Origin of the sequence: Nocardia sp. NPDC058176, from assembly GCF_042883805.1 — a bacterium.
Lineage (GTDB): Bacteria > Actinomycetota > Actinomycetes > Mycobacteriales > Mycobacteriaceae > Nocardia.
In genome coordinates, this window is record NZ_JBHVVA010000001.1 from 1,043,960 (window position 1) to 1,070,372 (window position 26,413).

Sequence of the window (26,413 nt, forward strand, 5' to 3'; positions counted from 1 at the left end):
CGGACTCGATGCCGGGTCAGGGAGTGGTGAGGGCCTTGACGACCGCGGTGCCGAAGCCGAGATCGTTGCTGGTGGTCAGGCGGGTGTAGGTGCCGCCGGTTTGTTCGGCGACGGTTTGCAGGGTCTGGGTGCCTTCGCCGCCGACCACGATGACGTCGATGCGGACGGGTGTGTCCGACTTCGTCGCCGCGGTGATCTGGTTGATCAGGTCGGTGCCGCTGAGGGTCGAGTCGTCGTCGGGGCCGTCGGTGATCAGCAGGATCGAGTTCGTGCGGCCGGGGGAGTAGCCGGTGATCGCGGCGCGGTAGGCGGCGAGCAGGCTCGGATAGGCCTGGTCGGCGGTGAGCTGGCTCGCGCGCGTGGAGGTGACGGCCGAGGCGACGGCGGTGCGCTGGCTGTCGGTGAGCAGGTCGGTGTCGACCTGCACCTGGTAGGGGGTGGTGCCGTCGAGGTTCTTGCCGAAGGTCCACAGGCCGAGGCCGAAGTCCGGCGGCATCACCTGCAGGGTCGAGGCGATCGCGGCACCGGCGTTGGCCAGGCGGGTCATCGAGCCCTCGGTGGTCCCCATCGACGAGGACACGTCGAGCAGGACGGTGGCGTTGACGCCGAGAACCGGGTTCTCGAGCGTGGCGCGCACCTTCTGCAGCGCCTCCTTCGACGGGTTCGCCGGGGCGGAGCCGATGGCAGGGCCGAACCCCTCGGTGGCCAGTGCGCCCGCCGACTCGGGGGAACGCAGGAAGTCGATGAAGCGCGAGGCGATCAGGTTCTGGGTCTTGTCCACCCAGGGGCCCGAGATCAGGGCGGCCGGGTAGTCGGCGATCGGCGCGGTACCCGCCGGACGGAACGCGGTGAGACCGCCCGCGCCGAGTTGCTGTTCGGTAGCGGCCACGGCGTGGATGTCGTCGGCGGTGGGATCGTCGCTGATGGCCGCCGTCGCGGTCATCAGGTCGGCCGGGGTCTGCGCGCCCGCGGCCAGCCCGGAGATCGCGGCGACGACCTGACCCGAACCCGCGGCCTGTTCGGTGAGCGGCTCGGTGCCCGAGATCTCCGCGCCGATCGCGGCGGCCGCGGCGGTCGTGGCGTCACCGACCGGCAGCGCCATCCGCAGCCCACCCCAGCCCGACAGCCCGATCTCGTCGAGCGAGCCCTGCTGCAGGCGCGGCAGATCGGACCAGGTCACCTGGTGCTGCTCGAGCGCCTGGCGCAGCGCGTCGGGGACGGCGAGCACGATCGGGCTGGTGGCGATGGAGGCGGGTGTGCCCTCGATCAGTCCGGGGACGCGGACCAGATCGATCGACCGGCTCGAGTCGGCGATCCACAGACCCGGCTTCGGGCCGAGCGCCGGATCCCACTGGTCGACCGCACCCAGCCCGGCGATCAGCGCGTCCGAGGGACGCGCCGACACCTTCACCTGGGCGCAGTGGTCGCGCACGCGGGGCTTGCTCGCGTTGTAGCGGTCCGCGGCGGCGCGGACCGGACCGGCGATCGCCGGGTCGACGGTGATGTCGAGCGAGGCGGGCCCCTCGACGCATTCGGCGGCGGCCGCGACATCGGTGCTCGCCGCGCGATCACTGAGCTGGAACCAGCCGAAAACGCCGACGAGCACCAGCACGAGTACCGCCGCCGCGATAACCGGACCTTTGCTGATACTTCGAGATCTGGTCCCGCTGCGATGTGTACCCACGCGGCAAGTTTAAGGAGTGCCGACGACCGCCCGGTACGGCGCATACCCGTGCGCATCGTCGCAGGTCACGACCGCGGGCCGGATACCGTCTCCGGCATCCGGCCCGCAGCCGCTACTCGCGGATCACCCGGCCGCGGTCGTACTCGCGGCCGCCCCAGACCCCCGACTGGCCCGTCCGCCCCGCGTACTCGCCGCACCCCGCGAGCAGCGGGCAATCGGCGCAGATCCGGCGGGCGTAGTCGAAGTCCTGCGACGGGTACGGGAACCACGCCTCGTGGTTGGGGTCACCGCGGCAGGCGGCGCGGTGCCACCGGCCCGAATCGGACAGGGTCAGCAGTTCGGTCAGTGCGAAGTCGGTGGTGGTCACGGCGCGTACTCCTTCCAGATCCGGCGCTGCGTGCGGGCGAGCGGGGCGGGCGCCTTCGGCTCCCACAGCAGCCGCATCCCCGCCTCTTCGGGGGTGCGGTCGGCCTTGCCCGCGTTGCACGGCGCGCAGCAGGCGATCAGATTGCTCCAGGTGTTGGGTCCGCCGCGGCTGCGCGGGCGGATGTGGTCGACGGTTTGCGCCCAGTCGGCGCAGTAGCCGCACCGCTGCTTGTCGCGGCGCAGCACACCGGCCAGCGTCGCGCGGCTGTCGTCGCCGACCGGGGCCACGTGGGCCAGGTAGACGTAGCGCAGCAGGCGGATGGTCTCCGGCAGTCCGATCACCAGGTGTTGGGACCGGATCGGAAACCGCGGCGCCCGCTCGATGACGGTTTCCGCGGCACCGCTGATGAGCAGTGTCACGGCGCGGTCGGCGGTGATCTCGTCGAGGGCCTCGTAGCTGGCGTTGAGGACGAGCACCCGGTTACGTATCCAGGTGTCGGAAGTGGGCGCCGTCGGGTCGACGACATGACGGATCGTCATGGGAATCACCATGTTTCGAGAGAAGCGAACGTCGGAGGACAGTGCGGGGGAGTGGGCGGTCAGGCCGCGATCCGGAGATCGGCCGCGGGATGGATACCCGCCGGCATCGCTTCACGCGACACGCTGGCGGCCAGATTCGCGCGGCGATAGGTCTTGTCGGACTGTCGCTGTGACGCAAGGGGTTTCACGGCCGTCTCCTCCTCTCGATGCTGCTCGTCGGTGCCGCCGGGCTGAATCACCGGCGTGTGATCAATGGTGGCACAGGCGCCGCCGAATGTCGGCTGATTTATTTCCGGTCACGGACCGGTTCGGCGCGGTTACCCGACCCCCTCAGCGCGAACAGCGAGCCGGGCTTGCGGGCTTCGCGTCGGATGGACGACACCGTGCCCCGGCAGACGACCTCCTTGATGACGGCCCCCAGGCGGCCGCCGACGGCGAAACGCACGGCGGTGTCGTCGCGACGGGCGAACTGGGTGGTCGCCGCGTGACGACCCAGGCCGACACAGGAACCGACGAATCCGAGGTTCAACGGCGCGGGCTCCGACCCGGCGATTCGGGCCAGCACGGTGTCGGCGGCATGGGCACCCAGTGGCTCGGCGGCCTGGCAGCTCATCCGCAGCGGCTGCCCCGACGGCGCCGAGGCGTCACCGGCGGCGAGGATGCGATCGTCGTCGAGGCTGGTCAGGGTCTCGTCGGTGAGCAGTCTGCCCAGCTCGTCGGTACACAGTCCGCTGCGCGCGGCCAGGTCGGGCACGCCGAATCCGGCCGTCCAGATCGCGACCGAGGCGGGCAGTGCGGTGCCGTCGGTCAGCACGACCCGATCCGACCGGACCTCGGCCACTCTCGCCCCCGGCAGCACCCGGGCTCCCAGCTTCGCCAACCGTTCGGTGACCGATCGGCGGGCGGATTCGTGGAAGGTCGGCGCCACCTGCCCACCGCCGAGCAGGTGACGGCGCGGCCCTGTTCGGCGAGCTCGGCTGCGGTCTCGATGCCAGTGAGCCCACCGCCGACGACCACGATCGGCGCGCCGGACGGCAGCCGGTCGAGGGTGCTGCGTAGTCGCTGCGCGGATTCCCATTCGCTGATCGGATAGGCGAACTCGGCGGCGCCGGGCACTGCGGTGGAGACCGCGCCGGTGCTGCCGACCGCGTAGACGACATAGTCGTAGTCCAGCGTCGAACCCGAGTCCAGGTGCACGATGCGGGTGGCGGTGTCGATACGGGTGACCGTGTCGACGACGAGTCGAACACCGGTGCCGAGCAGAGTGTCGAAGTCGGTGGCCGCGGTGTGGGTGCCTGCGACCAGTTGGTGCAGCCGAATACGTTCGACCAGGTACGGACGTGGATTGACGAGAGTGATGTCGACATCGTCGCGCTGGAGACGATTGGCGGCCACGGTGCCCGCGTAGCCGCCGCCGATGACGACAACTGTGGTCTTGGCATGTTCGGTCATGCTCTAGGTGACACCGACGGCCGCCCCGGTGTGACAGAAGGTGGCGCAGGTCATGTATCCGGGCCGAACGTGACCGTCCGCTGACCCGCGCTGCACGACATCACCGCGTCACGGTGCTACCGGCTCGCCGCCACCAGCTCGGCGCAGCGTTCGCCGACCAGCATCACGGTGATGTTCGGGTTCACCGTGGTGTGGGCCGGAAACACCGAGGCGTCGGCTACCCGGAGCCCGTCGACACCCTTGACGCGCAGCTGCGGATCGAGCGGGCTCATCGGGTCGTCGACCGGGCCCATCCGGACGGTGCCGACCGGGTGGTAGACCGTGTTGTGGGTGCGCCGGATGTAGTCGGCCAGTTCGGCGTCGGTCTGTACTTCGGGTCCCGGATACAGCTCGCGCGCCACCCAGTCGGAAAGCGGTGCGGCGGCGGCGATCTCGCGGGCCTTACGGATGCCGGCGATCATCACCCGCAGGTCATGGCCCTCGGGGTCGGTGAAGTAGCGCGGGTCGACGCGGGGCTTGTCGCGGAAATCGCGGGAGCGCAGGCGGACGGTGCCGCGTGAACGGGCCTGTGTCACATTCGGAGTCAGGCAGAAGGTGTTCTCGGCGGTGGGGTAGCCCTGGCGCAGGGTGTGCATGTCGAACGGGACGCTGCCGTAGTGCATCATCAGGTCCGGCCGGTCGAGGCCGTCGACGGTGGGGGTGAAGATCCCCGCCTCCCACCACTGCGTCGAGGTGTCGATCATCGGGCGAGTCGTCTCGAAGCCGATCACCCCCTCGGGATGATCCTGCAGATGCGCGCCGACGCCTGGGGAGTCGACGAGGACCTCGATGCCGTTCTCGCGCAGGTGATCCGCGGGTCCGATCCCGGAGAGCATGAGCAGCTTCGGCGAATCGATGGCGCCCGCGGAGACGATCACCTCGCGTCCGGCGGTGATCCGGGTGGTGCGCCCGAAGGCGTTGTCGGTGATGTCGACGCCGACCGCGCGCCCGTTCTCGATCACGATCTTCTTCACCCAGGCACCCGTGCGGACGGTGAGATTGGGGCGGTCGAGATTCGGATGCAGATAGCTCACCGACGACGACGACCGCGTGCCGTCGGGGAGCCGGTTGATCTGAAAGAAGTTGGCGCCGTTGACAACGGTCTCGCCGGAGTTGAACTCCGCGCGCGGAATCCCGACCGCCTCGCACGCGTCGAGGACCGCCACTCCGCACGGATCGTTCGGCGGGACCGTCATGATGTGCACCGGGCCGCGGCGGCCGTGGTGCTCACCGGGAGCATCGTTGGTCTCGATCTTCGAATAGAGCCGATAGACCGAATCGGCGCCCCACCCGTCGGCACCGTGCTCGCGTTCCCAGGCGTCGAGATCCTCGCGCGGCGCCCAGAACGCGATACAGCTGTTGTGCGAGGAACACCCGCCGAGGACCTTGGCGCGGGCGTGACGCATGAACGAATTGCCGTTCTCCTGCGGCTCGATGGGATAGTCCCAGTCGTAGCCCGACTCGAGCAGCTCCATCCAGCGGTCCAGCTGCAGGATGGCCGGATCGTCGACATCGGAGGGCCCCGCCTCGAGCAGGCACACCGTCACCGACGGGTCCTCCGAGAGCCGGGCCGCCACGGCCGCACCCGCGGATCCACCGCCGACGATCACGTAGTCGTAGTCGCTCACAGCTGCTCCCCTCGTTCGGCGAACCAGCCGGTGACGCCCGGCCGGAGGTTCTCGTAGACGTGCTTGGCCTCGCGGTATTCGTGGAACCCGGACGGCCCGAGCTCGCGGCCGACCCCGGAGCGGCCGAAACCGCCCCACTCGGCCTGCGGCAGATACGGCCCGAAGTCGTTGACCCACACCGTGCCGTGACGCAGCCGCGCGGCGATGCGCCGGGCGCGGGCGGCGTCACCGGACCACACGGCACCGGCCAGGCCGTATTCGGTGTCGTTGCCGATGACGACGGCCTCGTCCTCGGTGCGGAAGGTTTCCACGGTGACGGTCGGTCCGAACGCCTCGTCGTGCACGCACGCCATGTCCCTGGTGGCGCCGTCGATGACGGTCGGCAGATAGAACCAGCCGTTGTCGAGATCGCCCGAACCCTGGTCGCCATAGGCGAATTCGCCACCGGTGCGGATGACGGCACCCTCGGCGCGCGCCTGCTCGACATAGGCGTGCACCTTGTCGCGATGCGCGGCCGAGATGAGCGGGCCGGTCTCGGTGCCCTCGGCGAAGGGGAGCCCGAGCCGGATCTGCTCGGCCCGGCGCACCAGCTCGTCGACGAAGCGGTCGTGCACCGACTCCTCGATCACCAACCGCGCACCGGCGGAACACACCTGACCGGAATGCAGGAAGGCCGCGTTGAGGGCGTTGTCCACGGCCGCCGCGAGCCGCTCGTCGGTATCGCACGCGTCGGCGAAGATGACATTGGGGTTCTTGCCGCCCAGCTCCAGCGCCACCTTCTTCACCGTCGCGGCCGCCTCGCGCGCGATGACCTTGCCGGTGGCCAGCCCGCCGGTGAACGAGACCAGGTCGACATCGGGATGCGCGGACAGCGGCGCGCCCGCCGTGGCGCCCGCGCCGAGCACCAGATTGGCCACACCCGGCGGCACACCGAGGTCGTCGAGCACCGACATCAGCAGGATCGCGGTGTGCGGGGTGAGCTCGGCGGGCTTGAGAACGAACGTATTGCCCGCCGCCAGGGCCGGGGCGATCTTCCAGGCCGCCTGCAGTAGCGGATAGTTCCACGGGGTGATCAATCCGCACACCCCGACCGGCTCGTAGACGATGCGCGAGTCGACATCGGGGGAACCCGCGTCGACCACCCGGCCCGCGTCCTCGGCGGCGAGCTTGCCGAAATACCGGAAGCAGTTCGCGATGTCGGACATGTCGATCTCGGACTCGTAGGGCCGCTTGCCGGTGTCGAGGGTCTCGGCGCGCACGAATTCCGCCTGCCGGGCATCGATGGCATCGGCCACGCGCAGCAGCAGATCGCCGCGTTCGGCGGCCGAGGTCGCGCGCCACGGGCCGTCGTCGAAGGCGCGCCGGGCCGCGGCGATGGCGGCCTCGGTATCGGCCGCGCCCGCCTCGGCCACCACACCGACGACGGAATCATCGGCCGGGCAGCGGATCTCGCGGGTCTCGCCGGAGGCCGCCGGGCGCCACGCGCCGTCGATGTAGAGGGTCTCGCTCATGACGTCGAAGTCCCTTCCTGATCGGTGTCGGTGCCGCCGGATTCGGGCTCGTGGTGATCGCCCGCCGAGCGGCGCAGGTGCAGATAGCCGAGATGACGTTCGTACTGGTCGAGAATGTCGCCGATGACCTGTTCGCGGCTGTACCCGTTGAGCGAGTAGCCCTGAGTGCCCTCGGACAGGTAGACCTCGCAGCGGAAATACCGGTCGTCGGCCCGCTGCGCGAGCACGGCGTAGGTGGGCGCGGGCGCTGACACCGGCCACACGCCGTACTCGAAGCGCGGCTCGTTGGCCTGGTCGACGAGCAGGCGCGGCGACGGCAGGCCCTCGTTGCGCCCGGACTCGTCGATGGTCGCCGCCACGCCCATGCCCTCGAACTCGGCCGCCACCTCGCGCATCGCCGGGAGGACGGTGTTGGTGATGAACCTGCGGCTCGCCGCGGGCCCCGGATAGAGGATGGTCGCCAGGAGTCGGCGCCGCCAGCTGCCCGATTCGGACGGTCCGCGGCCCGAGGCGAAGGCCTTGGGCAGGGAGGTGCGGTAGCTGTCGAGCTTGAACGACTCGTTGCGCACCGAGCGCAGCAGCGAGATCCCGATGAGCGCCAGAATGAACGAGAACGGCAGACCCATGATGATGGTCGCGTTCTGCAGGGTGGTGATGGACCCACCGGCACCGGCGAACAGCATCGACAGGGTGAGCAGGCCGATCGCCACCGACCAGAAGATGCGGGTGCTGCGCGCGCAGTCGGCCATCGGATCGGACAGCTTCGAGGTGAAATTGCCCATGACCAGTGCCCCGGAGTCGGCGCTGGTCACATAGAACAGCAGGCCGGTGATGGTCGCGATACCCAGCAGCATCGGTGCGCCCGGGTAGCGCTCGAGCAGGGAGTAGAAGCCGATCTCGGCGCGTGCGGCGGTCGTCTCGGCGAACTCGCCATCGGTGCGGGCCAGGTCGAGCGCGCTGTTGCCGAAGATCGAGATCCACAGCAGGATGAAGCTGAACGGCACGACCAGCACCCCGAAAACGAACTGGCGCAGCGTGCGTCCACGGGAGATGCGGGCGAGGAACAGTCCGACGAACGGCGCCCACGCGACCCACCACGCCCAGAAGAACAGGGTCCAGCCATCGAGCCACGCGGTCGGTTCGTTGGCCGTCTCGGGATTGCGGTCCCAGGCGAAGGTGTCGAGGGTGCGGTCGGGGAAGGTCGAGAAGTAGTCGCCGACGTTCTGGGTGAGCGCGTTGAGCAGGAAGTCGGCCTTGCCCGCCACCAGGATGTAGAACATCAGCGCGATCGCGAGGATGACATTGAGTTCGGACAGCCGCCGGATGCCGCGGTCGACACCGGAGGTCGCCGAGAGCGTCGCGATGAGCACTGACAGCACGATCAGCGCGATCTGAGCGGCCTTGCCCTCCGCGACCCCGAACATCTCGTGCAGGCCGTAGTTGAGCTGCACGATGCCGATACCCAGCGAGGTGGCGATGCCGAAGATGGTGCCGAGCACCGCGGCCACATCGATCGCGTCGCCCCAGCGTCCGTGCACGCGTTTGCCGAAGATCGGGTAGAGCGCCGCCCGGATGGTGAGCGGCAGATTGTGGCGGAAGGCGAAGTAGGCCAGCGCCCCGCCCATCAGCGCGTACATCGACCAGCCGGTGATGCCGTAGTGGAAGATCGTCCAGGTGACCGCCTCGCGGGCAGCGTGATTGGTCTCGGCCGGCCCGACGGGCGGGTTGAGGTAGTTGTAGACGGGCTCGGCGACCGAGAAGAACATCAGGTCGATGCCGATGCCCGCCGCGAACAGCATCGCGGTCCAGGAGAACAGGCTGTACTCGGGGCGGGACTGTTCCGGGCCGAGTCGGTAGCGCCCGTATTTGCTGGCGCCGAGGAACACCACCAGCCCGACGATGGCAGTGGCGAGAATGAAATACCACCAGCCGAACCAGGTGACGATGAAGTTCTTCACCTCGACCACGACCGTCTCGGCGCTGCCCGGTGCGGCCAGCGCCCAGATCGCGAAGGCGAGCACGATCGTGGCCGCGGTCAGGAACACCGGCCGGTTGACCGAGCCGCGGCCAGCCTCGGGATGCGCCGGCTTCACCGAATCCGCCGCACCGTCCTCGGTGTCGCCCCGGCCGGGATTGTTGACACCACCCATGCGACGAAGGGTAGTTCGCGATCAGCCCCCGGTCGGGGATCTCCGGCTCACCGGCCCGCCGTCGCGGACCGGTGCGCCACCGGGTCGCTCAGAGGTTGCCGACCTCACGTTCGAGCCGACGGGCGACCAGATCCCGCGCCTCTACCCGCAGCGCGGGCCGGAAACCACTGGGGTACACCGGATCACCCGGGGTGTACTGCGCGAGCACCTCCTTGGCGAGGGTGATCTTGTGCACCTCGGTCGGGCCGTCGGCGATGGCCATCACCTCGGCGTAGGTGGTCATGTCGAGGAACGGCAGGTCGTCGCTGACACCCATCGCGCCGTGCAGATGCAGCGCGCGCCGGGCGATGTCGTTCATCACCGTCGGCATCGCGACCTTGATCGCGGCGATGTCCTTGCGCACCGCGCGGTAGTCCTGCGCCCGATCGATGCGCCACGCGGTGCGCAGCACCAGCAACCGGAACTGCTCCATCTGGATCCAGCTGTCGGCGATGCGCTCCTGGGTCATCTGGAAGCCGCCGAGCACACCCTTGCGGGCCGGACGCGACACCGCGCGCTCGCACATCATGTCGAACGCCTTGCGGACCAGCGCCACCGTGCGCATCGCGTGGTGCACGCGGCCACCGCCGAGGCGGGTCTGGGCGACGATGAATCCGGCACCCTCCGCACCCAGCAGGTGATCGGCGGGCACGCGCACATCGGTGAAGCGCAGATGGCCCTCGTGTTCGCTGAATCCGGGCACGGTGAAATTGCGGACCAGGTCCAGGCCGGGCGCGTCGGCGGGCACGATGAACATCGAGAGCCGCTGATGCGGTGCGGCCTCGGGATCGGTCACCACCATCACGATGTGGAAGGTGGCGAACTCGGCCGCGGAGTTGAACCACTTCTCGCCGTTGATGACCCACTCGTCACCGTCGCGCACGGCGGTCGTCTGGAAGGCGGTCGGATCGGAGCCGCCGGTGGGTTCGGTCATCGCGTAACAGGAGCCGATCTCGCCGTCGAGCAGTGGGCGCAGATACTTCGCTTTCTGCTCCTCGGTGCCGAAGTGAGCCAGGATCTCGGCATTGCCGGAATCCGGTGCCTGGCAACCGAACACCAGCGGCGCCCACATCGACGTGCCGAGCACCTCGTTGAGCAGCGCGAGCTTGAGCTGGCCGTAGCCGGGACCACCCAGTTCCGGACCGAGATGGCAGGCCCACAGGCCCCTGTCCTTGACCTGCTGCTGCAGCGGCCGCATCAGCGCGCGGATCTCGGGGTCGGTCCGGTCGTAGGGATTGGGGTAGAGCAGATCCAGGGGCTCGACCTCGGTGCGGACGAATTCCGCGACCCAGTCGAGCTCGCGCTGGTATTCTGGATCGGTCTCGAAATCCCAAGCCATGGTCAGCCTTTCGTGTGGTCGCCCGGCGCGATGAGCCCGGACAGGACGGTTTCGGTGAGGATCTCGGCGATCTCGGCGATCTCGGCGGGGGAGTGCACGCCGCGTTCGCGGTACCAGAAGCCGAGCGAGTTGAGCATGCCGAGCAGCCCGTTGGTGACGACGTGATCGGCACTGCGCAGCAGCCCGGCGGCATGCCCGGCGTCGACGACGTCCTGCCAGAGCCGCTGGATGCGGTCGCGCAACCGTTGCAGGTCGGCGGCCCGCTCGGCGGTGAGCGCGTCGGCGTCGCGCACGTGCACCGTCACCGTGCGCCGATGCGCGACGATCAACTCCACGTGGCTGCGGATCAGCTCGCGCAGGGTCTGGACAGGGTCGGCACCCGCCGCGACGATGCGTTCGGCGTCGTCGAGCAGCAGGCGGGTGTAGTCGCGCAGGATCTCCCACAGCAGCTCCTGCTTGGAACCGATGTGGTAGTAGAGCGCGCCGCGCTGGACGTCGGCCTTGGCGCCGATCTCGGCGACACCGGTGGCGTGGAAGCCCCGGTCGGCGAACAGTTCGATCGCGGCGGCACGGATCCGCGCGCGGGTCTGCGCCGCGCCTCGATCGCCGCCGGGTGGGCGGCCGCGGCGACGCACCGGAGCGACCGGATCGGTGGGTTGCGTGACGCTCACCGTGCCTCCGCTCGACCGGGCGAGCCGGACTCGCCGCCGCATAATGTTCCGATCAGTACATTAATTGGCCGCGGGCCTACAATCAAGGGGTGGTCCGCCACGCCCACCTCGCCGACGCGGGGTCTCGGCGTGGCGGAATGGACCGGCCGCCCTTGGCGTTCCAACCCACACGAGATGCCATCTCTACCCACGGGTAACATGACATCGACTTTTCCCACCCGGTTTTCACCCAAAGTGAGGCAGTAGATGACAGAGCGGATTCAGGTCGGCGGGCTCCAGGTGGCGAGCGTTCTCCACGATTTCATCGAGAACGAGGCGCTCCCCGGTACCGGCGTGGATTCCGCCGCGTTCTGGGCCGGTGCCGAGCAGGTCGTCAACGATCTCGCCCCGCGCAACCGCGCCCTGCTGGCCGAACGCGACGAGATCCAGGGCAAGCTCGATGCCTGGCATCAGGAGAGCCCGGGCGCCGGCTACGACAAGGCCGCCTACAAGCAGTTCCTGACCGAGATCGGTTACCTGCGTCCCGAGCCCGCGCCGTTCCAGATCGGCACCGGCAACGTCGACGCCGAGATCGCCACCACCGCGGGCCCGCAGCTCGTGGTGCCGGTGATGAACGCGCGCTTCGCGATCAACGCCGCCAACGCGCGCTGGGGCTCGCTCTACGACGCGCTCTACGGCACCGACGCCATCTCCGAGGCCAACGGCGCCGAGAAGGGCAGCGGCTACAACCGCGTGCGCGGCGACAAGGTCATCGAGTGGGGCCGCAACTTCCTCGACGACGCCGTCACCCTGATCACCGGTAGCCACATCGGTTCGTCGTACTACAAGATCGTCGACGGCGAGCTCGAGGTCGGCCTGGAGGACGGCACCGACATCGGCCTGGCCGATCCCTCGCAGCTGCTCGGCTACCTCGGTGACCCCGAGGCCCCCACCTCGGTGCTGCTCAAGCACAACGGCCTGCACATCGAGATCCAGATCGACGCGAACTCGCCGATCGGCTCGACCGACACCGCCGGTGTCAAGGACATCGTGCTCGAGTCCGCGCTCACCACGATCATGGACTTCGAGGACTCGGTCGCCGCGGTCGACGCCGAGGACAAGGTCGTCTGTTACCGCAACTGGCTCGGCCTGAACAAGGGCGACCTGGCCGAAGAGGTCACCAAGGGCGGCAAGACCTTCACCCGCACCATGAACCCCGACCGCGTCTACACCGCGCTCGACGGTTCCGAGCTGGTGCTGCACGGCCGCTCGCTGCTGTTCGTGCGCAACGTGGGCCACCTGATGACCTCCGACGCGATCATCGACGCCGAGGGTAACGAGATCCCCGAGGGCATCCTCGACGGCCTGATCACCTCGCTGATCGCCGTGCACTCGCTCAACGGCACCGCCAAGCTGGCCAACACCCGCACCGGCTCGGTCTACATCGTGAAGCCGAAGATGCACGGCCCCGACGAGGCCGCGTTCACCAACGAGCTGTTCGGCCGGATCGAGGACGTCCTCGGCCTGACCCGCAACACCCTCAAGGTCGGCATCATGGACGAGGAGCGCCGCACCACGGTCAACCTCGCCGCCTCCATCGAGGCCGCCAAGGAGCGCGTGGTGTTCATCAACACCGGCTTCCTGGACCGCACCGGCGACGAGATCCACACCTCCATGGAGGCCGGGCCGATGGTCCGCAAGGCCGAGATGAAGACCCAGACCTGGATCACCTCCTACGAGGACTGGAACGTCGACACCGGCCTGGCCAAGGGCCTGCCCGGCAAGGCCCAGATCGGCAAGGGCATGTGGGCCATGCCCGACCTGATGGCAGGCATGCTCGAGCAGAAGATCGGCCACCCCAAGGCCGGCGCCAACACCGCGTGGGTGCCCTCGCCGACCGCCGCCACCCTGCACGCCACCCACTACCACCAGGTGGACGTGTTCAAGCGGCAGTCCGAGATCGCCAAGGGCGGCCCCCGCGCCACCGTCGACCAGATCCTGGAGATCCCCCTGGCCCAGTCCACCGACTGGTCCGACGAGGAGAAGCGCCAGGAACTGGACAACAACTCCCAGGGCATCCTGGGCTACGTGGTCCGCTGGATCGATCACGGTGTCGGTTGCTCGAAGGTGCCCGACATCAACGACATCGGCCTGATGGAAGACCGTGCCACCCTGCGCATCTCGAGCCAGCTGGTCGCCAACTGGCTGCGCCACGGCATCGTCACCGAGGCCGACGTGATCGCCAGCCTCGAGCGCATGGCCCCGGTCGTCGACCGCCAGAACGCGAAGGACCCCAGCTACCGCCCGCTGGCGCCGAACTTCGACGACAGCATCGCGTTCCAGGCCGCCAAGGAACTGGTCCTGGAAGGCACCAAGCAGCCCAACGGCTACACCGAGCCGATCCTGCACCGGCGTCGCCGCGAGTTCAAGGCTGCGCAGAAGTAGTGGTGTCGATTGGTTGAAAAGTAGCTCATAGCAGTACTTTTCGCTTGCGGCCCCGCCCCGGAGAAATCCGAGGCGGGGCCGCTGCCGTCACTGGAGACCATCGTGCCTACCGGGTCGCCATCCTCAAGCCTGTGCCAATCAGGTGGACATCCTCGGCCGTTCGGCGATCTGGTCCGCGTGGGGCAGCGAGTCGATGAGTATGGTTCGGGCCGGGCTCGGCAGGAAGCGGCAGGCATCGAGCGTGCGCGAGCGCGGCCGGGTTGACCTGCCCTATGCGGTAGTAAGAGGTGTAGATATGCGCATTCAAACATCTATTTACCTCAGGTGACCGCATGCGACCACAGTCCGGAATGACTGGCCCTACCGAGGTGCCTGGTCATGTGCTGCGCAGGGCTTCGGTGGGCGGTACCGAGTCGGCCCGGAGTGCGGGGTACGACCGACGACGGAGCCGATGAGCAGCGAGTAGGCCAGGTCGAGTCCCGCTGAGGCCTAGGTCAGGTGCCTGATCGGTGTTCCCGCAACACCTCGCGGGCCCCTCAGTGTTCGGTGCTGAAGAACCGTAGCAACAGTGGTCCGACGGTCTGTGGGTCGACGACGTGATCCGGGACCTCGAGGGTCTCCCGTTGAACGTGGGGTAATTGGTCTGCAAGCTCGTCGGCTGCGCGGTCGAAGAAGTCCGAGGGCAGGCCTGCCATATAAGGGACCGTGATCGGTCCTCCGGTGGTGACCAGGACCGGTTGGGTGACCGTTGCCAGTCGATCGGCCGGCAATCGGTAGCGATTGAGGAAGACGCTGTCGTGGACCAGCGTGGGCGCGAGGGCGACCGAATCCGCCCAGTGCGCCGTCTGCTTGCCTGCCGCTTTCCTGGCCGCGATGTTGTCGTCGGAGGCGCCGGTCATGCGCATGAACAGTTCGAGAACCTCCTCGTCTCGCCCGGCGTCGAAGGCGCGTCGGGTGTCTGCGATGTACTCCTCGAATCGCGGGCGTATGTCGTCCCCTACCGCGTAGGGCACCTCCCAGACGGCGATCGTGTCGATGGCTGACCCGGCCGCGGCGGCTTCCAGCGCCAGCGCGCCGCCTGAGGACGCCCCGAACAGGTGTGCCGAGCCGCCCGCCTCCGCGATCAACGCATCCAGGTCCTCGATCTCCCTTTCCACGGCGTACGGCTCGGTGAAGCCGCTCGCGCCGCGTCCCCGACGGGCATAGTTGTAGACCGTGAAGCGCTCGGCGAGAGTAGGCGCCAAGGGAGCGTTCTCCACCCCCCCGTCGAGTGCTCCGCCCACCAGAATGACGGCCGGACCGCTTCCTTCCCTGTCGTAGGCGATGGTGGTGCCATCGTTCGATGTCACGCGAAAGGCCATCTCGTTCATCTCACACATCTCCGTTCGGGAGGTTTGTCTCGGCGCCTGAGCAGCGTGCGGACGATGACAGCACCGGTCGGGTGCAGGAGCCACTGGCCAGCCCTGATGTCGGCGAACGCCGTACACGCCCCCGGCGCTCACGGCCAGGTCGACACCGGCGACCGCGTGGGTCTTGCCGAAGCTCTTCTTCAACCCTCTCGTCTCGATCGCGAGCTTTCCCATGGGTTCGATTCCTTCGCTTGGTGTTGCGAACGGATTGGTTGGGCTAGTCAAGTTTGATTACTTGGCCAGAGTACGCGCGAAGGAAACGGCTAGTCAAGTTTGATTAGGAGTGCATCTCGAGGGGATCGGGGATCGTTCGCCACGAACCCGGATCATCGGCCATGGTGTAGGCGCCCTCGGACAGTCGTTTGCTCAGGCTCTTCGCCCACTCCAGTTCGGTGCGTGCGTGTCCCGCCCACAGTTCGGCCTGATCGCGGACGTGTTCGGGGGTGTCCCGATCGGGGTGCTCCCGCCAGTTGGCCTGCACTACGAGCTCCGCTTCCAGGCGCGCGACCCGCTCGTTGATGTGCGCTATGGCATCTGTCCTGGTCAGCATGGGCAACATGGCGATGGACGCGTTGAGCATGTCCGGGTCGTGGGTGCGCCGCAGACCGTCGCAGACCAGTTCGACCATCTCGTCACGTCCCCGAGTTGTCGCGCGGTACAGAACGCGCTCCGGCCCGGAGTTGCCCGGCTCGGCGTGTTCGGTGAGGAGGCCATCGGCCGCCGCTTTCTTCAGCGCGTGATAAATCGAGCCGGGCTTGATCTTGGCCCAACTCTCCGCACCCCAGCTCTGCAGTTCGGACCGCACCTGGTAGCCATGCGCGCCGCCGGAGAGGTGCACGATACCGAGCACCAGGAGCTTCGTCGCCGACGTGCGCCCACCTCCGCTCAACCCTCTCGTCTCGATCGCGACCTTTCCCATGGGTTCGAGTCCTTCTCTCGGTGTTGCGCACGGATTGGGTTGAGTTAGTCAAGTTTGATTAGAAGCGTATCTCGAGGTGATCGGGGACCGTTCGCCACGAACCCGGATCATCGGCCATGGTGTGGTGGAGACCTCCAAAATCAGTCGACGGTGGCTTGTTCGGCACCTATAACGACAGTTTCGACGCGGTCTGGCAGACCGGCCGACCGGTGAAAGGCTGAGCAGATGCCTGTGGGCACTGCTTGGCGGTGGCATGGAGATGACCGACAGCTTGCCCGGTGGCGGTTTTCCAGCGCGACGGCGACCCATCAAAGCTACAGATACTGTAGCTACAGTGAGTGTAGTATTTGTAGAGGTGCTGGCGGATGTCAAGCTCGCCCGGACGACGAGGGGGTGGAAGGCGAGATGGCCGAACAGCGTGGCCGCGTGTACGCGCCGCGAATGGCTCCCGAAGAGCGACGTGAACAGCTCTTGGATGCGGTCCTGCGTGTCATCGTCGAGCAGGGCGTGCACAAGGTGTCCATCGACACCGTGGCCAAGGAAGCGGGCGTCAGCCGCCCGGTCGTCTACGGGCTGTTCACCGACTCCGAACAGCTGCTGCGCGCCTCGCTGGACCGAGAAGAGGCTGCGGCCCTGGCCGGGATGGCAGCAGTGGTGCCCTCGGCAACCGTGGGTGATCCGGTCCAGGCCGTGTCGGACAGCGTTGAGCACTTCCTCACCGCGGTGCTGGATGCGCCCGACCGCTGGCGGGCCATCTTCTTGATCGCGAACGCCAGCACCCCCGCCTTTCGTCGCCGACTCGAAAGCGGTCGGCAAGCGTTCATCGCGGCTCTGGTGACTTTCGTCAGAGCCGCCACACCACCCGAGCGGCTGTCCGAGATTGATGTCGAACTCACCGCCCGCACCATTTACGCCCTGTTCTGGGAAGCCGGCCGTCTCGTCCTGGCCGAGCCCGAAGCCTTTCCCCCACAACGGATTCGCCAGTTCGCCAGCACCTTCATCCCCGCCCTGCCCGCATTCCACAACCCGGAGGCACTTCAGTGAGCGACATTTTCCAGACAGTTCTGCGCGCCCATCAGTGGATCTACGAGACCACCGATGGCCTGATCGGTCACCGCCTCCTGTTCGGCAATCCGACCCTGCTGCTACGCACCGTCGGCCGCCGCACCGCCCTGCCCCGTACCAGCGCCCTCACCTATGGCCGTGACGGCGATGCCTACCTCGTGGTCGCCTCCAATGGCGGCGCACCCAAACCTCCGGCGTGGTTCGCCAACCTGAAGGCCGACCCCGACAATGAAATCCAGATCGGCCGCCGTCGTCTGCGCGTCACCGCCCGTCCCACCCTGCCCGGCGACCCCGACTACGACCGTCGCTGGAAGATCGTCGACACGGTCAACAATGGCAGGTACACCGAATATCAGAAGAAGACCACCCGCCCGCTGCCGATCGTCGAACTCCGCGCCCGCTGACTCACCCTGCGAGCTTGCAGCTGGGCTCCGGCGGGGAAGATCTCGGCGATCATCTCCCAGTGTGGCGCAGCCCGAATGGCCTTGTGTTGGGGGTCAGTGGTGGCCGCGCCTGCCGAGAGTTTGCACCGGCGTTGCGCCGGGGCGGGTCCATTGGGGGACCGGACGGCTGGTCGGGCCCCAGGTGGCGTTGCCGTTCGCGTCTGTGCGCCAGGACCAGCAGGCGTCGCTCCCTGAGGGCCAGTCCTCGGGGTTGTCCTCCCATGCTTCACCGCGCCCGTACGGTGTCATGTCGAGGAGGCCGAGTGAGGCGTTGACACGTTCGTTGCCTCGACCTGTCGTGGCGTAGGTGAGGAATGTGCGGTCGCCGTCGCGGAGGTAGGCGGTGATCGAGCCCATGTAGTTGCCGATCGGTTCGGCCAACCCGCGCACCGAGTACCAGGGCTGGGTGTAGCCCATGAACTCGACATAGGGGGCGACCTCGTCCCACGGGCCCGTGGTCAGGACGGCGTAGGAGACGCCGCGGGCGTTGAGGTAGGACGCGTCGTGTATGTGCCAGGCCGTGGTGGTGCAGCCCTCGCACTGGCCCTGGTGTGGGGCGCCGTCGTGCCACATGTGTTTGTAGACGACGAGTTCGTCGCGGCCCTGGAACAGGTCGAGGAAGGGGACGGGGCCGTCGGCGCCGACGACTTCGACCGTTCCGTCGAACTCGACCATCGGTAGCCGTCGGCGGTCCGCGGCCAGGGCGTCACCCGCGCGGGTGTGGGCCTTCTCCCGGATGAGCAGTTCGTCGCGGGCGGACTGCCAGGTGGCGCGGTCGACGATGGGCGGGCGGCCGGGCAGGGCGGTGGTCGGGTCGTTCGGCATGGTCGCCTCCGTGCAGTCTCTCGGGTCGGGCGGTCACCAGTGCAGACTCCCGGCGCGGTCGAAACTCATCGCCGACGGTTGTGGGCTCACGGGGGTGGTGCGGGGCGGCCGACTCGATCGGTGGCCGTGTCGTGCTGTGGTGAGGCCACGGTGAACGGGTCGATCAGCCCGGCGACGGTGCGCCGGGTGCGGGTGCGGACCTCGTCTTCGGAGTCCTCGGTCAGTACGAGGTGGTGGAACATGCCGACCAGGGCGAGGGCGAGCGATGCGGGATCGGCGGACCGAACGACCCGGCCGTGGCGCTGCTCGTCGGCGAGATAGGTGGTGGCGGCGCTTTCGATGGCCTCCAGCCCGGCGGTCTTGTCACCGAGGACGGCGTGCACCCGCACGGTGAGTTCGGGCCGGGCGACGAGCAGCCGGGCGGAGGCCAGCACGGTCGCGGCCGGAATCGAGAGGATGGCGCCGGACAGGTTTCCCGCGACGCTGCCCCGTCCCGCGCGGTCGGGCAGCGTGGCGGCCTCGGCGGAGACCAGGAAGGCGCGGTCGACCGCGTAGGCGGCCAGGAAGTCGTCGAGATCGGCGAAATGGGCATAGAGCAGCCCGGTGGCCACACCCGCCTCGCCCGTCACCGCGCGACCGCTGAGCCGCCCCGGCCCGTCGCGAATGATCACGCGCTCGGCGGCCGCGAACAGCTGCTGTCTGATCTCCGGAATCGCGATTCCTCTCGGCACGCCCTCGAGTCTACGTGACTTGCGCCGAGGATGAGCAGATGCTCATACTTGGTTTGAGCAAGTGCTCATTCTTGGCGCGAACGAGGGAGCGACTGTGGTGGACAGTGGAGTACGGACACGACGAGCGGTCATCGCGGGGGCAGGCATCGCGGGCTTGGCCACCGCGCTGCGGTTGCACCGGGCGGGTTGGCAGGTGCTGGTGGTCGAGCGGGCACCCGGGCGGCGCAGCAGCGGCTATCTGGTGAACCTGCTCGGCGGCGGTTACGACGCCGCGGAGAATCTCGGTGTGCTCGAACGGCTGGCGGGGCGCGATCTCGGTGTGTTCACCTCGATCCTCGTGCGGGCCGACGGACGCGAAAAGCTCACGGTGCCAGCCACGTTCGCCGCCGCCGCGCTGGGGTCACGGGCGCTGACGGTGTTCCGCGGCGATCTGGAATCCGCGCTGTTCGAGGCACTGCCCGAGGGCGTCACCGTCCGCTTCGGCACCACCGTGCGGACGGTCGACCAGGACGACGACGAGGTCAGGATCGGGCTGAGCGACGGCTCGCACGAGCGGGCCGAGCTGCTCGTCGGCGCCGACGGCCTGCACTCCGGTGTCCGCGGCATCGTTTTCGGTCCCGAGGACGAGTTCCGCGTGGACATGCGCCATCTCGTCGGCGCGCTCCCGCTCGACCGCGTACCGAGCGAGGTGCCCGACGGCGCGGGCGCCACCTTCATCGGACCGCGCCGCACCGCGGCGGTGATCAACCTGGGTCCGGAGCGCTCCTCGGCGTTCTTCACCTACCGCCACGACGACCCGGCGAGCGAGCTGCGCGACGGCCCGGTCGCGGCGCTGACCGCGGCCTTCGGCGATCTGGGCGGCGCGGTGCCCGACGCGCTGGACCAGCTCGCCGCCGATCCGGGCGCGGCCTACTTCGATTCGGTCGGTCAGGTGGTGATGGACACCTGGAGCCGGGGCCGGGTCGTCCTGCTCGGCGACGCGGCCTGGTGCGTCACGCTGTTCGCCGGGCACGGCGCCGCCCTGGCGCTGGCCGGGGCCGACCGGCTCGGCGCCGCCCTGGACGAACACGATGTCCCCACCGCCCTGGCCCACTGGGAAACGGCGCTGCGCCCGGAGGTCCGCAAGCGACAGGCATTGGCGCGCAAGGGGATGAGCCAGTACGCCCCGCCGTCGTCGGCACACATCTGGGCTCGCGACCTCATGATCCGGGCGATCCAGCTCCCCGGGATCCGCGGCCTGGCCGAGCGTTCCATCCAGCGCGCGACCAGGTCCTGACCGGCGGATCAGCGGACGGCATCGGCGTGCGCGCGCACCATCTCGCGGCGCGTGTCGTCCACGGCCCACCAGGTGCGGGCACCGGGATGGCGGGACTCGTAGCGCAGCTGCCAGACAGTGCTCCAGCAGATGAGCTCCTTGAGCGTCGCGCCGGGCCGTCCGCCCAGGTAGTGCTTCTTGGCGGTGTCGTCCCTGTGCGCGAACTGGAAGATGCCCCGGCGACGGCCCAGGCTGATGCACTGCCCCGCGAACCCCACGTCGACCGGTGCGGGTTCGGTCCCGGCGAGTCGGCGCAGGACCGTCTCGGCGGCCTGTGGTCCCAGCTGCACCGCGGACTGGCAGCCCATCCGGAACGGCAGGTCCGAGGGCGCCGCCGAATCGCCTGCCGCGACGATGTGGTCGTCGTCGATGCTGGTCAGCGTCTCGTCGGTGCGCAGGCGGCCCAGCGCATCGGTGCTCAGGCCACTGCGCGCGGCGAGGTCGGGCACACCGAAGCCGGTGGTCCAGATGGTCACCGCGCTGCGCAGGGTGTGGCCGCCGCTGAGCCGAAGGGTCTCGCGGGTCACGGCGCGTACGGTCGCGTCGGGGCCGTCGAGCACGGTCACCCCGAGCGCGGCGAGTCGTCGAGCGACCGAGCGCCTGCCGCGCGGATGCAGATACGGTCCGAGTACCTCGCCGCAGACCAGAGTGACGGTGCGGCCTTGTTCGGCGAGTTCGGCGGCGGTCTCGATGCCGGCCGGACCGGCGCCGACCACCGTCACCGCGGCGGTCGCGGGGGTGGTGTCGATGACCGCCCGCAGTCGCTGTGCCTGCTCGAAAGTTCCGATCGGGTAGGCGAATTCGTCGGCACCGGGGACCTGTGGGCCCGCGGTGCCGCTGCCGACGGCGTAGACGAGGTAGTCGTAGTCGAGTGCCGCGCCCGCGGACAGCGTGACGCGGCGGTCGGCGCTGTCGATGCGGGTCACGGTGTCGACCACCAGCCGGACCCGATCGTTGAGGATGCGGGCGTAGTCGACTACGGCATCGTGGTTTCCGCCCACCAGTTGGTGCAGGCGGATCCGCTCGACGAAGCTGGGTCGTGGATTGATCAGTGTCACGGTCACGTCCGCGCGCCGGGTCAGCCGGTTGGCCGCCATCACGCCCGCGTATCCGCCGCCGATCACGACCACGTGGGTCTTGTCGGTCATGGTGTCCTCCTCGGTTGTTCCGGGTTCGGACACAAGACGCCGACCGCGCCGACGTTGTGACAGCCGGTGCGGTGGATCACAGCTACCAGTAGCGCGGTGTCAGGCCCCAGCTCGCCAACTCGGTGGTGAGCAGGGTGCGCAGGGCGGCGCGGGTGGGGAAGCGGTCGGGATCGGCGCCGGTGACGGCCAGGGTGACGGTGCGGCCGTCGGTGCACAGCGACAGGTTCACCCCGACCTCGACCCGGCGGAACAGCTCGGTCTCGCCGGTGCACACGACCGGGCGCATGAGCACCGCCGAGGCGCGCTGCCCGGCGATCTCGGCGACGCCCTGCGCGGTCGCACCGAGATTGGTGCACAGGCATTCGGGCGCCTTGGCGGTGCGGGCGAACCGGTGCAGGACCCAGCGCGGCAGGATCCGCTGCACCGGTTGCAGATGCTGCAGGGCGGGGGTGGTGGCGGGATCGCGGTAGGCCAGCGCCGCGCTCTTCACCGCACCGCGCACTCCGGCGAGATCGATGCGCCGATCGTGCCGGTAGGGGACCGAAATCGGCAGTCCCGTGGTGGCATTCGCGCGGGGATCGTCGGCGGTACGCATCGAGTGCGGGACGTCGACGCGGATGTCGGCAGCCTCGCCGACCCGGCCGCTGCGGCCGAGCAGTCCCGCGCCGAGGGCGATCAGCAGCCCGTTCGCGGTGCCGGAATGTGTTGCGGCGGCGGCATTCCAGTCGTCGTGGTCGAGTTGCACCACCAGGTCCGCGGGCGACCACCGCGGTGGCAACGGGAGTCGGGGCGCGTCGGGTCGCGGTGTGCGGTCGGGTTCGGTGACCTTGCGCGCGGCGATCGCGGCCCGAATGCCGTGGGCGACGGCGCGCAGTTGGCTGCCCGCGTCGGTGAGATCGGCGCGGACCGCATCGCGCGGGGCTTCTCCGACGAGACGGCCTGAACCCGTTGTCCGGTCCGGTTGTTCGTCGAACCGCAGTCGATCCAGCGCGTCACCGACGGCGAACAGCACCGCACCGCCATCGGAGGCGACATGCGAGGTCACGAGCGAGACGAGTGTCCCGCCCGCGGTCGTCGGCGCCGCGGACAACCGCCACACCCGCCCGGTGTCGGGATCGAAATCCACGCGGCTCTGCGCGAAGTACCAGTCCAGGATCTCGTCGTCGGCGACCGGAACCGTGCCCCAGCCCAGCGGCAGCGCGTCAGTGGCCGGCAGCCAGTACGGCCGGGCGAACGGGATCCGGGTGCGCTGGACCCGGCGGGCCAGGAAACCGTGGGCGAGCTGGGCGTGGAAGCGGTCGAGCAGCTCGCGGCCGAGTGGTTCGTCGAACCGCCAGGCCAGCTGGTTGACCAGCGCATTGCCGTAGAGGCTGTGCAGCTTCAGGAACAGATCGTCGTCGGCGGTGAGCCGGTTGACGGCGGCGGCGGTCGCCGGTGCGGTGAGTGTCATGGGTGGCTCCTCAGCGGGCACGCAGGGTGCGGACGGTCAGCGGCGCGAACACCGCGGCGACGACGAGCGAGGCCAGCACCGCCCAGCAGGCGTCGGCGCCGACGGTGCCGTGCTCGGCGAGCGCGCGCACGGCCGAGACGAGATAGGACACCGGGTTGTAGTCGGAGACGTACCGCAGCCAGGTCGGCATGACCGTCTCGGGCACCAGCGCGTTGGACGCGAAACTCAGGAAGGTGAGCACCAGCATCGACATGCCCTGCACCGCGGCCGGGCGCGACACGGTGACGCCGATGAACGCGAACAGCCAGCTGATCGCGGTGGTCGCCAGCACCACCAGCACCGCGCCCGCGAGAAATCCCACCGGATGCTCGGGCCGGTAGCCCATGGCGAACCCGACGATCACCACCGTGGTCGCCGCGATCACATACCGCGTCGCCCCGGCCAGCAGTGCGCCCGCGACCGGCGCCGACCGTGCGATCGGCATGGCGACGAACCGGTCGAACACCCCCGACCGGATGTCCTCGGACAGCTGGACTCCCGTGGCGACCGAGGAGGTGAGCACGATCTGCACCAGCACGCCGGGGATCAGGATCGGCAGGTACGCCTGGGTGCTGCCCGCGATGGCGGTGCCGAAAATACTGCCGAACAGCAGCGGCCCGACGATCGGCAGCAGCAGTGCGTCGTAGAGCAGCTGGGGGCTGTGGCGGAAGGTGAGCAGGCCGCGCCAGGCCATCATCAGGGACTGGAACAGCGCGGCGCGCAGCCCGACGTGGGTGATCCGGGGGCGGCGGTCGATCATGGCGCGAGTGGTCGGCTCGACGGCGATCTCGGCGATGGTGACGGTCATGATGTCCTCGGCTTTCTCGAGATCAGGCGGCGGTGCGCGCGGTGCCGGTGAGAGCGAGGAAGACCTCGTTCAGATCCGGTCGGTCGACGGCGAAACCGCGCAGCGCGATGCCGTCGGCCCGGCAGGCCGTGACGATGTCGGCGGCGATGCCCGCGTCGGCGAGGGCGATGGTGAGCGTGCCTTCGGCGGCGTCCTCGGGCGGGACGCCGGTGAGCTCGGCGACGATCGCCCGCGCGCGCACGGACTGGGTCGGGTCGAGGAGATCCAGCCGCAGCACCTGTGCGCCGAGGGAGGACTTCAACTCCGTGGCGGTGCCCTCGGCGACGATCGCGCCGCGGTCGATGACGGCGATCCGGTCGGCGAGCGCGTCGGCTTCCTCGAGGTACTGCGTGGTGAGCAGCACGGTCGCGCCGCGGGCGACGAGCCCGCGGATGATGCCCCACATGCGGTCGCGGGTGTGCGGGTCAAGGCCGGTGGTCGGTTCGTCCAGGAAGATCAGCGGCGGATCGGTGAGCAGCGTCGCCGCCAGGTCGAGGCGTCTGCGCATCCCCCCGGAGAACTGGCCTACGGGGCGGTCGGTGACCGCCGCCAGCTCGAACTGCTCGAGCAGCTCGGCGCTGCGACGGGCCGCCGCGCGCCGGGTGAGCCCGAGCAGGCGGCCGAACAGGCGCAGATTCTCACCGGCGGTGAGGGTTTCGTCGACCGAGGCGTACTGGCCGGTGAGCCCGATCATGGAGCGCACGGCGGTGGCGTCGCGCAAGACGTCGTAGCCGAAGACCTCCGCGCCGCCGCGATCGGGACGGACCAGGGTGGCGAGCATGCGGACCGTGGTGGTCTTGCCCGCGCCGTTGGGTCCGAGCAGGGCGAAGACCGTCCCGGCCGTGACGGTGAGATCGACGCCGCCGACGGCGGTGAAATCGCCGTAGGACTTGCCGAGACCGGTGGTGCGGATGGCGATGTCGGTGTTCATTGCAGCCTCCCTGCGGTGTGGATCTCAGCGGTGTCGAGCAGGTGTTCCACCGCGTCGGCGGTGCGCGCGACGCCGTCGGTGCGCAACCCGGCCGCCCAGTTCGCCGCGCGCCTGCCGACCTCGGGTGCGGCGACCAGATCGAGTAGCGCGGTGAGCTTCGCGGCGGTGAGTGTTCGGGCCGGTGTCGTCGCGGCGAGACCGAGACGCTGCAGCGCCTGCCCCCAGTAGGGCTGATCGGCCTGCACCGAGCAGATCACCTGCGGCACCCCGGCCCGCAGTGCGGCTGCCGTGGTGCCTGCGCCACCGTGATGCACCGCGGCCACGCACTGCGGCAGCACACGGGCGTGATCGACCTGCCCGACAACGGCGACCTGGTCGTCGATACCGGGTGCGATATCGGCCCACCCCGACGCGAGCAGCAGCCTGCGCCCTCGCGCCGCACAGACCGCGCGCAGCATTGCCACGAACGCGACCGGATCGCCGACATCCATCGACCCGAACCCGACATAGATCGGCGCGGTCCCGGACTCGAGCCACGCGTGTAGAGCATGATCTACATCGAAAACAGTTGTGGCAGAGTCGATTACGAGCTGGGCACCGAACTCGGTGCCCCACGCCGAGGTGCTGGTCGACAGTGTGTCCGTGTTGGGACCCATAGGAGCGGTGGAGGATTCGTCCGCCAGAGGGCGAGTGGTGGCGGATGGCGGCAGGTCCCAGGAATCTTCGCCGGGACGAGTGCTGGTGACCGAACCGTTTGGGGTGATGCGGACCCCGCTCGTCCGATCTCGGAGGAGCCCGTCCACGTCGATCGGGAACCCGGCGAAGGGGCCGGGCAATTCGGCGCGGAGCCCGGGGAAGAGATCGGGGTCGTAGGCCTGGATTCGCACGCTCGGTGTGGCAGGGTCGAGATCGGCGGGCAGCACCGGGGACAACGCCGCCGCCCTGGCTCGCGCCAGCATCGACCAACCCCAGCGGTGCACGACTCCGGGCAGCCGCGCCGCCCAGCGGGTGGGCACGACCGGAACGGCGCTGTTGGGGTGGATCGGGAAGAAGTGCACGGCCGCGAACGGCACGCCGATCGACCGCGCGACCGATTCGGCCAGCTCCTCACCCGCCATCCCCGCCACCACCACGTCGTGCCCCGGCGCGAGCGCCCGCAGATCCGCGAGCGCCTCGGGCACCCCGCGCCGCTGGAGCTCGAACAGCGCACGCGATCGCGCCCGGGGGTCACGCGCGGCGAAACGTTCATCCGTGCGCTGGGCGTGCAACAGATCGCCGGTGTCGCACCCGAACGGCACGGCCGGAACGCCGTGGTCCAGCGCGAAAGCCACCAGATTCGGCGCCAACGCCAAGGTCACCTCGTGCCCGCGCTCGCGCAGTGCTCGCGCCAACAGAATGCCCGGTTGCGCGTCACCACGGCTGCCTGTGAAGGCCAACAGTGCTCGCAT

The 26,413-nt window shown here is 69.1% G+C and carries 22 protein-coding genes and 1 pseudogene; 4 read left to right on the forward strand and 19 right to left on the reverse strand.

Going from position 1 to position 26,413, the window contains the following annotated elements:
• Positions 1-16: 16 nt before the first annotated feature.
• The 10 genes and pseudogenes from ACFVVM_RS04985 to ACFVVM_RS05030 all read right to left on the reverse strand — a co-directional run bounded on the left by ACFVVM_RS04985 (position 17) and on the right by ACFVVM_RS05030 (position 11,419).
• Complete coding sequence (locus ACFVVM_RS04985; RefSeq protein WP_387613030.1) at positions 17-1,684, reverse strand: substrate-binding domain-containing protein; 1,668 nt, start codon at positions 1,682-1,684, stop codon at positions 17-19.
• Between the two features lie 112 nt (positions 1,685-1,796).
• Entirely contained in the window at positions 1,797-2,051 is a 255-nt protein-coding gene (locus ACFVVM_RS04990) for a WhiB family transcriptional regulator (protein WP_387613032.1), read from the reverse strand.
• Positions 2,048-2,590, reverse strand: a complete 543-nt coding sequence (locus tag ACFVVM_RS04995; RefSeq protein ID WP_387613034.1) for an HNH endonuclease — start codon at positions 2,588-2,590, stop codon at positions 2,048-2,050. The genes ACFVVM_RS04990 and ACFVVM_RS04995 overlap by 4 nt, the downstream gene beginning before the upstream one ends.
• Positions 2,591-2,649: 59 nt before the next feature.
• Positions 2,650-2,829: a hypothetical protein gene (locus ACFVVM_RS05000; protein ID WP_387613036.1), complete on the reverse strand. Its 180-nt coding sequence runs from the start codon at positions 2,827-2,829 to the stop codon at positions 2,650-2,652.
• A gap of 47 nt (positions 2,830-2,876) precedes the next feature.
• Positions 2,877-4,042 (reverse strand): annotated as a pseudogene (locus ACFVVM_RS05005) (NAD(P)/FAD-dependent oxidoreductase).
• 116 nt (positions 4,043-4,158) lie between these two features.
• Positions 4,159-5,709, reverse strand: a complete 1,551-nt coding sequence (locus tag ACFVVM_RS05010; protein ID WP_387613037.1) for a GMC family oxidoreductase — start codon at positions 5,707-5,709, stop codon at positions 4,159-4,161.
• A complete protein-coding gene (locus ACFVVM_RS05015) occupies positions 5,706-7,220 on the reverse strand; it encodes an aldehyde dehydrogenase family protein (protein WP_387613039.1) in 1,515 nt (504 codons plus the stop codon). Before ACFVVM_RS05015 ends, ACFVVM_RS05010 begins: the two co-directional genes overlap by 4 nt.
• On the reverse strand, positions 7,217-9,370 hold the full coding sequence (betT, locus tag ACFVVM_RS05020) for a choline BCCT transporter BetT (protein ID WP_387613041.1): 2,154 nt from the start codon (positions 9,368-9,370) through the stop codon (positions 7,217-7,219). Before betT ends, ACFVVM_RS05015 begins: the two co-directional genes overlap by 4 nt.
• Positions 9,371-9,458: 88 nt before the next feature.
• Positions 9,459-10,748: an acyl-CoA dehydrogenase family protein gene (locus ACFVVM_RS05025; RefSeq protein WP_387613042.1), complete on the reverse strand. Its 1,290-nt coding sequence runs from the start codon at positions 10,746-10,748 to the stop codon at positions 9,459-9,461.
• A gap of 2 nt (positions 10,749-10,750) precedes the next feature.
• Positions 10,751-11,419, reverse strand: a complete 669-nt coding sequence (locus tag ACFVVM_RS05030; protein ID WP_387613043.1) for a TetR/AcrR family transcriptional regulator — start codon at positions 11,417-11,419, stop codon at positions 10,751-10,753.
• A gap of 246 nt (positions 11,420-11,665) precedes the next feature.
• On the opposite strand from ACFVVM_RS05030, the gene ACFVVM_RS05035 reads away from it, so the two are divergent.
• Entirely contained in the window at positions 11,666-13,843 is a 2,178-nt protein-coding gene (locus ACFVVM_RS05035; protein ID WP_387613045.1) for a malate synthase G, read from the forward strand.
• A 536-nt stretch (positions 13,844-14,379) separates the two neighbouring features.
• On the opposite strand, the gene ACFVVM_RS05040 is transcribed toward ACFVVM_RS05035, so the two are convergent.
• Together ACFVVM_RS05040 and ACFVVM_RS05045 are read right to left on the reverse strand one after the other, a co-directional pair.
• Positions 14,380-15,426 (reverse strand): alpha/beta fold hydrolase, encoded by a 1,047-nt coding sequence (locus ACFVVM_RS05040; RefSeq protein WP_387613047.1) that lies wholly within the window; start codon positions 15,424-15,426, stop codon positions 14,380-14,382.
• A gap of 103 nt (positions 15,427-15,529) precedes the next feature.
• On the reverse strand, positions 15,530-16,171 hold the full coding sequence (locus ACFVVM_RS05045; RefSeq protein WP_387613048.1) for a PadR family transcriptional regulator: 642 nt from the start codon (positions 16,169-16,171) through the stop codon (positions 15,530-15,532).
• A 405-nt stretch (positions 16,172-16,576) separates the two neighbouring features.
• Here ACFVVM_RS05045 and ACFVVM_RS05050 point away from each other — a divergent pair, with 405 nt between their 5' ends.
• Entirely contained in the window at positions 16,577-17,215 is a 639-nt protein-coding gene (locus ACFVVM_RS05050) for a TetR/AcrR family transcriptional regulator (protein ID WP_387613050.1), read from the forward strand.
• Positions 17,212-17,640 carry a nitroreductase family deazaflavin-dependent oxidoreductase gene (locus ACFVVM_RS05055; protein ID WP_387613052.1) on the forward strand — a complete coding sequence of 143 codons (429 nt, stop codon included), beginning with the start codon at positions 17,212-17,214 and terminating at the stop codon, positions 17,638-17,640. The genes ACFVVM_RS05050 and ACFVVM_RS05055 overlap by 4 nt, the downstream gene beginning before the upstream one ends.
• Positions 17,641-17,733: 93 nt before the next feature.
• On the opposite strand, the gene ACFVVM_RS05060 is transcribed toward ACFVVM_RS05055, so the two are convergent.
• Both ACFVVM_RS05060 and ACFVVM_RS05065 read right to left on the reverse strand, forming a co-directional pair.
• Positions 17,734-18,504, reverse strand: coding sequence for a DUF899 family protein (locus ACFVVM_RS05060; protein WP_387613053.1), 771 nt, complete (start codon positions 18,502-18,504; stop codon positions 17,734-17,736).
• A gap of 86 nt (positions 18,505-18,590) precedes the next feature.
• Positions 18,591-19,235: a TetR/AcrR family transcriptional regulator gene (locus ACFVVM_RS05065; RefSeq protein ID WP_387613055.1), complete on the reverse strand. Its 645-nt coding sequence runs from the start codon at positions 19,233-19,235 to the stop codon at positions 18,591-18,593.
• Positions 19,236-19,332: 97 nt separating this feature from the next.
• Between ACFVVM_RS05065 and ACFVVM_RS05070 the strand changes: the two genes are divergently transcribed.
• Positions 19,333-20,511: an FAD-dependent oxidoreductase gene (locus ACFVVM_RS05070; RefSeq protein WP_387613057.1), complete on the forward strand. Its 1,179-nt coding sequence runs from the start codon at positions 19,333-19,335 to the stop codon at positions 20,509-20,511.
• A gap of 8 nt (positions 20,512-20,519) precedes the next feature.
• Here the strand turns inward: ACFVVM_RS05070 and ACFVVM_RS05075 are convergent, their stop codons facing one another.
• The 5 genes from ACFVVM_RS05075 to ACFVVM_RS05095 form a co-directional block, all read right to left on the reverse strand.
• The gene (locus tag ACFVVM_RS05075; RefSeq protein ID WP_387613058.1) at positions 20,520-21,698 is read right to left on the reverse strand and encodes an NAD(P)/FAD-dependent oxidoreductase; all 1,179 of its coding nucleotides are present in this window, start codon (positions 21,696-21,698) and stop codon (positions 20,520-20,522) included.
• An 82-nt stretch (positions 21,699-21,780) separates the two neighbouring features.
• Complete coding sequence (locus ACFVVM_RS05080) at positions 21,781-23,148, reverse strand: hypothetical protein (protein ID WP_387613060.1); 1,368 nt, start codon at positions 23,146-23,148, stop codon at positions 21,781-21,783.
• 10 nt (positions 23,149-23,158) lie between these two features.
• Positions 23,159-23,995, reverse strand: a complete 837-nt coding sequence (locus tag ACFVVM_RS05085; protein ID WP_387613062.1) for an ABC transporter permease — start codon at positions 23,993-23,995, stop codon at positions 23,159-23,161.
• 22 nt (positions 23,996-24,017) lie between these two features.
• Complete coding sequence (locus ACFVVM_RS05090; RefSeq protein WP_387613063.1) at positions 24,018-24,965, reverse strand: ATP-binding cassette domain-containing protein; 948 nt, start codon at positions 24,963-24,965, stop codon at positions 24,018-24,020.
• Positions 24,962-26,413: a glycosyltransferase gene (locus ACFVVM_RS05095; RefSeq protein ID WP_387613065.1), complete on the reverse strand. Its 1,452-nt coding sequence runs from the start codon at positions 26,411-26,413 to the stop codon at positions 24,962-24,964. Before ACFVVM_RS05095 ends, ACFVVM_RS05090 begins: the two co-directional genes overlap by 4 nt.